Source organism: Actinoplanes sp. NPDC026623, from assembly GCF_040638275.1.
In the GTDB taxonomy this organism is placed as follows: Bacteria; Actinomycetota; Actinomycetes; order Mycobacteriales; family Micromonosporaceae; genus Actinoplanes.
The window spans coordinates 1-6,019 of the sequence record NZ_JBEZXZ010000323.1 but is presented as its reverse complement, the minus strand read 5'-3'; the positions used below and the strand labels follow the sequence as shown (position 1 = coordinate 6,019).

Sequence of the window (6,019 nt, the reverse complement as noted above, 5' to 3'; positions counted from 1 at the left end):
GCCTGCCCCGCATCCCGGGGCAGGCGTGTCGCGAGAGATCTATCCCATCACCGCGAGGAAGTCGCTGTAGAACAGGCCGAGGCCGATGGCGGTGCAGATGCCGGCCACGATCCAGAACCGGACCACGATGTTGACCTCGCTCCAGCCCGCCAGCTCGAAGTGGTGCTGCAGCGGCGACATCCGGAAGACCCGCTTGCCGGTGGTCTTGAACGAGATGATCTGAATGACCACGGACATCGTGATGATGACGAACAGGCCACCGATGATGATCGACAGCAGCGTCGTGCGGGTCGCCATGGCGAGACCGCCGATCAGGCCGCCGAGGCCCAGCGCGCCGGTGTCGCCCATGAAGATCCGCGCCGGCGAGGTGTTCCACCAGAGGAAGCCGACGCAGGCGCCGGCCGCCGCGGCCGCGATCAGCGCGACCTCCAGCGGATCTCGCACCTCGTAGCAGTAGCTCGCCGTCTTGGCGTAGGTGTCGTCACCGCACCAGTGCCGGTACTGCCAGAACCCGATCAGCGAGTACGCGCCGAGCACCAGGATCGAGGCCCCGGTGGCCAGCCCGTCGAGGCCGTCGGTGAGGTTCACGCCGTTCGACATCGACATGATGACGAAGACGAAGACCAGCACCGAGCCGACCTTGCCGACGTCGAGGAAGCTGATGTCGCGGATGAACGAGATGTGCTCGCTCGCCACGGTCTGCAGGTTGGTGCTCGGCACGTAGAGCGCCGCGACGCCCAGGCCGCCGCCGACCAGGATCTGGCCGAGCAGCTTGCCCTTCGCGCTCAGGCCGCTGGAGTTGCGCTTGCGGACCTTGAGGAAGTCGTCGAGGAAGCCGACGGCGCCGCAGAAGACGAAGAGCCCGAGCAGGACCAGCGCCGTCATCGTGGGCTGGACCTGGGCGATCTGCTCCGTCGGCAGCGTGGTCAGGGCGATGTGCCCGGCCACGTACGCCAGGACGGTCGCGACGATGAACGCCACGCCGCCCATCGTGGGCGTGCCCTTCTTGCCCTGGTGGCTGGCCGGCCCGACCGACCGGATCGGCTGCCCGGCCTTCAGCGCGGTGAACACGCGGATGGCGACCGGGGTGCCGAACAGCGAGATGATGAACGCGACCGCGGCCGCGACGATGACTGCCCTCACGGGCCTACCTCCTCGGTGACCGCATCCGCGCGAAGCGCGTCGGCCACCTCCCACGTCCGGTACCGCGAACCCTTGACCAACACCACGTCGCCCGGCTGCAGGTCGCCCCGCAGCACCGCGACGGCCTCGGCCTGATCGGCCGCGAGAACAGCCTCGCCCTTCCAGGCGGGCACCGTTGCCGCGCCGTCGAGGATTGCGGCGGCGTTGCCTGCGACCGCGATCAGCCGGTCGACGCCCAGTTCGGCGGCGAGCCGGCCCACCTCCTGATGACCGGAGGCCTCGTGCTCGCCGAGCTCGGCCATGTAGCCGAGCACGGCGGTGGTGCGCCGCCCCTGCCCCATCGCCGCGAGCGCGCGCAGCGCCGCGGCGGTCGAGGACGGATTGGCGTTGTAGGAGTCGTCGATGACGGTCACCGCGTCGGCCCGGTCGAAGACGTCCATCCGGCGGCCGGAGACGACGCCGACCTCGCCGAGCGCGGCGGCGACGGCGGCGGGCGCCATCCCGGCCTCGAGCGCGACGGCCGCGGCGGCGAGGGTGTTGCCGACCTGGTGGCGGCCGGTCACCGCCAGCCGCACCGGCGCCGACCCGGCGGGCGTGACCAGCGTGTACGCCGCCCGGCCCCGGGCGTCCAGCGTCACGTCGACGGCCCGTACGGTGGCCTGCGCCGCCTCGCCGACCGGCACCACCCGGGCGGAGGTGCGCGGGGCCATCGCGGCGACCAGCGGGTCGTCGGCGTTGAGCACCGCGACGCCGTCCTCGCCGAGCGCCTCGATCAGCTCGCCCTTGGCCTGCGCGGTGCCCTCGACCGAGCCGAACTCGCCGAGGTGCGCGGCGCCGACGTTGAGCACCACGCCGATCCGCGGGCCGGCTATGTCGGTGAGGTAGCGGATGTGCCCGATCCCGCGGGCGCCCATCTCCAGCACCAGGAACCGGGTCGAGGTGCTCGCCTTCAGCACCGTGTAGGGGAAGCCGAGCTCGTTGTTGAGCGAGCCGGCCGGCGCCACGGTCTCGCCGAGGCGGGCCAGCAACTGCCCGATGTAGTCCTTCGTGGTGGTCTTGCCGGAGGAGCCGGTGAGCCCGACGATGGTCAGCTCCGGCAGGCGGCTCACGACCACGCGCGCCAGCGCGGCGAGGGCGGCCAGCGGGTCGTCGACGACGATCCCGGCCTGGCCGGTGTCGCGGGTGCCGAGCACGCAGGCGGCGCCGGCGGCGACCGCGGCGGCGGCGAAGTCGTGGCCGTCGACCTTCTCGCCCGCGAAGGCCACGAAGAGCCCGCCGGGCAGCAGCGCCCTGGTGTCGTATTCGACCGGGCCGGTGACGGTCGCGGCCGGGTCGGCGTTGACGAGGCGCCCACCGGTGATCGCGGCGATCTCGTCCAGCGTCATGCGGATCAAGCTGGGCCTGCCTTTCGCATGCGCTCCTGGCCGTCGCCGCGCTCGGTGCGGTCGCTCATGCTGTCCCGCCGTGGCGTGCGGCCAGCGCGGCGGTCAGCTCGATCCGGTCGTCGAACGGCAGCACCTGACCGTCCACCTCCTGGCCACGCTCGTGTCCCTTGCCCAGCACAGCCACCACGTCGCCGGGGCCGGCCAGCCGTACCGCCTCGTCGATGGCGGCCCGGCGGCCCGCCACCTCGATGATCTTCGCCGGGGCGCCGGCCTTCTCGGCGCCCTGCCGGACCGCCGTGCGGATCTCGGCCGGGTCCTCGGTGCGCGGGTTGTCGTCGGTGACGACGACCAGGTCGCTGCCGCGGGCCGCGGCCGCGCCCATCAGCGGGCGCTTACCGCGGTCGCGGTCGCCGCCGGCGCCGATGACGCAGACCAGGTGACCGCCGCGGGCCGTGGCGAGCTCGCGCAGGGCGGCGAGGGCGGCCACGATCGCGTCCGGCTTGTGCGCGTAGTCGACGACGCCGAACACCTCGCCCGGCGAGTCGACCCGCTCGAGCCGGCCGGGCACGCCCTTGCAGGCGGCGATGCCGTCGGCGGCGACCTGCGGGTCGATGCCGACCGCCACCAGCGAGGCGAGGGCGAGCAGCGCGTTGGCCACGTTGTGCCGTCCGGGCAGCGCGACGCCGGCCCGCACGTCGCCCGTGGGGCCGTGCGCGGTGAAGCGCTGGCCGAAGGCGTCGCCGGCGATGTCGCCCGCGGACCAGGTCGCCGCCCGGTCGCCGGCCGCTGAGTAGGTGACGGTGCCGGGCTTGCGCAGCGGCTCGAGCGCCGTCTCGTCGGCGTTGAGCACCTCGGTGCGGCAGCGGCCGTCGAACAGCTTCGCCTTCGCCGCGAAGTAGTCGTCCGCGTCGGCGTGGAAGTCGAGGTGGTCGAGGCCGAAGTTGGTGTAGCCGCCGACCGCGAAGCGAACCCCGCCGACGCGGCCCATGGCCAGCGCGTGGCTGGACACCTCCATCACGACCGCGGTGACGCCGCGCTCGAGCGCGGCGGCCAGGATCGCGTGCAGGTCGGTGGCCTCGGGCGTGGTCCGCACGCTCTGCACGACCAGGTCGCCGAGGCGGGTCTCGACCGTGCCGATCAGGCCGGTGGTCAGCCCGGCCGCCTGCAGCCCGGACTCGACCAGGTACGCCGTCGAGGTCTTGCCCGCCGTACCGGTGAGGCCGATGACGGTGAGCCGGTCCGTGGGGTCGCCGTAGATCCACGAGGCCGCGATGCCGAGCACCTCGCGGGGGTCGTCGACGACGAGCACCGGCAGCCCGGCCGCGACGGCGGCGTCCCGCCCGGTGGGGTCGGTCAGCACGGCGGCCGCGCCCGCCTCGGCGGCGCCCGCGACGAACTCGGCGCCGTGGCGCCGGGCGCCCGGAAGCGCGGCGTAGAGATCACCGGGGAGGACCTCGTTGCTGGCGTGGGTCACGCCGGTGACCTCGACGTCTGCGCCGGTCAGCCGAGCACCGATCAGGGCAGCGAGGTCGGCCAGTCCGCGGGGACGGACGGTCTGGGGACGGGGAATGCCGGGCACGGCGTCAGACCCTACCCGGTGCCCCGGGCCCGGCTGCGAACGCCATGGGCGCGCCTACTCGGCCTTCAGCTTGAAGGTCGGCGGCTCGGTGCCCGACGGCGGCACCCGGAAGTGCCGCAGCGCGGAGGCCATCATCTCGCTGAACGCCGGCGCGGCCACGTCGCCGCCGGTGCCGTCCGCGACGTCGGCGAAGACGCCGATCACGAAGCGCGGGTTGTCGGCCGGCGCCATGCCGATGAACGAGCCCGCGTTGTGCTTCGTGTACTGCCCCTCGACCAGCATCTTCCCGGTGCCGGTCTTGCCGGAGACCCGGTAGCCGTCCACCGCGGCCCGGCCGCCGGTGCCGCCCTTCGCGTCGACCACGGACTCCATCATCGTGCGCAACTGGCCCGCGATCTCGGGGCTGAGCACCCGGCGGGTGACGGGCGCCGGCGCCGGGACGACCGAGCCGTCCTTGCCCGAGATGGTGGCCTTGATGAGCCGCGGCTGGATGTAGGTGCCGTCGTTCGCGATCGTCGCGTAGCCGGCCGCCATCTGCAGGAGCGTGGCGTCGACGCTCATCCCGATCGGCACCGAGCCCCAGGCGGAGCCGCTCCACTGGTCGGGGGTCAGCAGTCGGCCGCTCGCCTCGCCCGGCATGCCCTCGTTGGTGGGCTCACCGAGGCCGAACCGGCGCTGGTAGTCGTAGAGCCGCTCCTTGCCCAGCTTCTGGGCGATGCGGATGGTGCCGATGTTCGACGAGTAGGCCAGGACGCCGGGGATGGTCAGCTTGGTGCCCGCGTCGAACCTGTGCGTGTCCGTGAACGGCTTGCCGCCCAGGATCAGCCCCGGTCCGACCGTGATGGTGGAGTCGGGGGTGATGAGGCCCTCCTGCAGGGCGGCGCCGATGGTGAAGGCCTTGTGCGTCGAGCCCGGGTCGGAGACGACGCTGCTGGCGACGTCCTCGCGCTCGGTCGGCTTGAAGTCGAACGGCTTCGCCGCGTTGTACGCCGGGTAGCTGGCCTGCGCCAGCACCTCGCCGGTCCGCGTGTCGATGACGACGGCGGCGCCGATGGTGGCGTTCACCCGCTCCATCTGCTGGCTCAGGATGCGCTGCACCTCGAACTGCAGGTCGCGATCGATGGTCAGCTGGATCGAGGAGCCGGGCGCGGCCGGCCGGTAGGAGCTGTAGCCGCCCGGGATCTCCTTGGCCAGCATGCCACCCTTGACGTCCGGGTTGCCGCGCTCGAAGACCCGCTTGCCGTCGGTGCCGCGCAGCAGGTCGTCGTAGCGGGCCTCGATGCCCTCCAGGCCGAAGTGGTCCTCGCCGGTGAAGCCGATCAGGTTCGCCGCCAGGTCGGCGCCGGGCACGTCGCGGCGCTCGTCGCGGTCCGAGCCGATGCCGGGCAGCTTCATTCCGGCGATCAGGTCCGCCACCGCGATGTCGACGCCGCGGGCGAGATATTCGAAGCGGGACGCGCCGCCGCCGGGGCGCTTCTTCTTCGCCATCAGCTGGATCAGCCGCGACGAGGGAACGCCGAGCAGCGGGGAGAGCTTCGCCGCCGTCGCGGCGGCGTTCTTGATCAACTCGGGGTCGGCGTAGATGTAGCGCGCCTCGACGCTGTGCGCGAGCACCGCGCCCGAACGGTCCAGGATGCTGCCGCGCGGCGCGGGCAGCGTCACGTCGGTGAGCCTGTTCTGCCGCTGCTCGAGCAGGCTCTGCGCGGACCCGGGCGTCTCGGCGACCTGAAGCACGATCAGCCGCACCCCGATCACGAGGAACAGCGTGAGCGCCAGCACGGTGCCCAGCCGCAGCCGCCGGCCGCTGTTGGCGAGCTTCGGCGGCTCGGCCGGTACTGGCGCGGGCCGCCGCGCGCCGGGCCGGGCCGCCCGCGCGGGCGGCGCGGCCTTGCCGGGGCGGCCGGCGGTGCCG

4 protein-coding genes are annotated in these 6,019 nt (G+C 73.2%); all 4 read right to left on the bottom strand.

The window, feature by feature from the left end:
* Positions 1-39: 39 nt before the first annotated feature.
* A complete protein-coding gene (gene mraY, locus AB0F10_RS43570) occupies positions 40-1,143 on the bottom strand; it encodes a phospho-N-acetylmuramoyl-pentapeptide-transferase (protein ID WP_360639970.1) in 1,104 nt (367 codons plus the stop codon).
* Positions 1,140-2,537, bottom strand: coding sequence for a UDP-N-acetylmuramoyl-tripeptide--D-alanyl-D-alanine ligase (murF, locus tag AB0F10_RS43565; RefSeq protein ID WP_360639967.1), 1,398 nt, complete (start codon positions 2,535-2,537; stop codon positions 1,140-1,142). The genes mraY and murF overlap by 4 nt, the downstream gene beginning before the upstream one ends.
* Positions 2,538-2,592: 55 nt before the next feature.
* Positions 2,593-4,107 carry a UDP-N-acetylmuramoyl-L-alanyl-D-glutamate--2,6-diaminopimelate ligase gene (locus AB0F10_RS43560; protein WP_360639964.1) on the bottom strand — a complete coding sequence of 505 codons (1,515 nt, stop codon included), beginning with the start codon at positions 4,105-4,107 and terminating at the stop codon, positions 2,593-2,595.
* Between the two features lie 54 nt (positions 4,108-4,161).
* On the bottom strand, positions 4,162-6,019 hold a 1,858-nt coding region (locus tag AB0F10_RS43555; RefSeq protein ID WP_360639961.1), incomplete at its 5' end, for a penicillin-binding protein 2.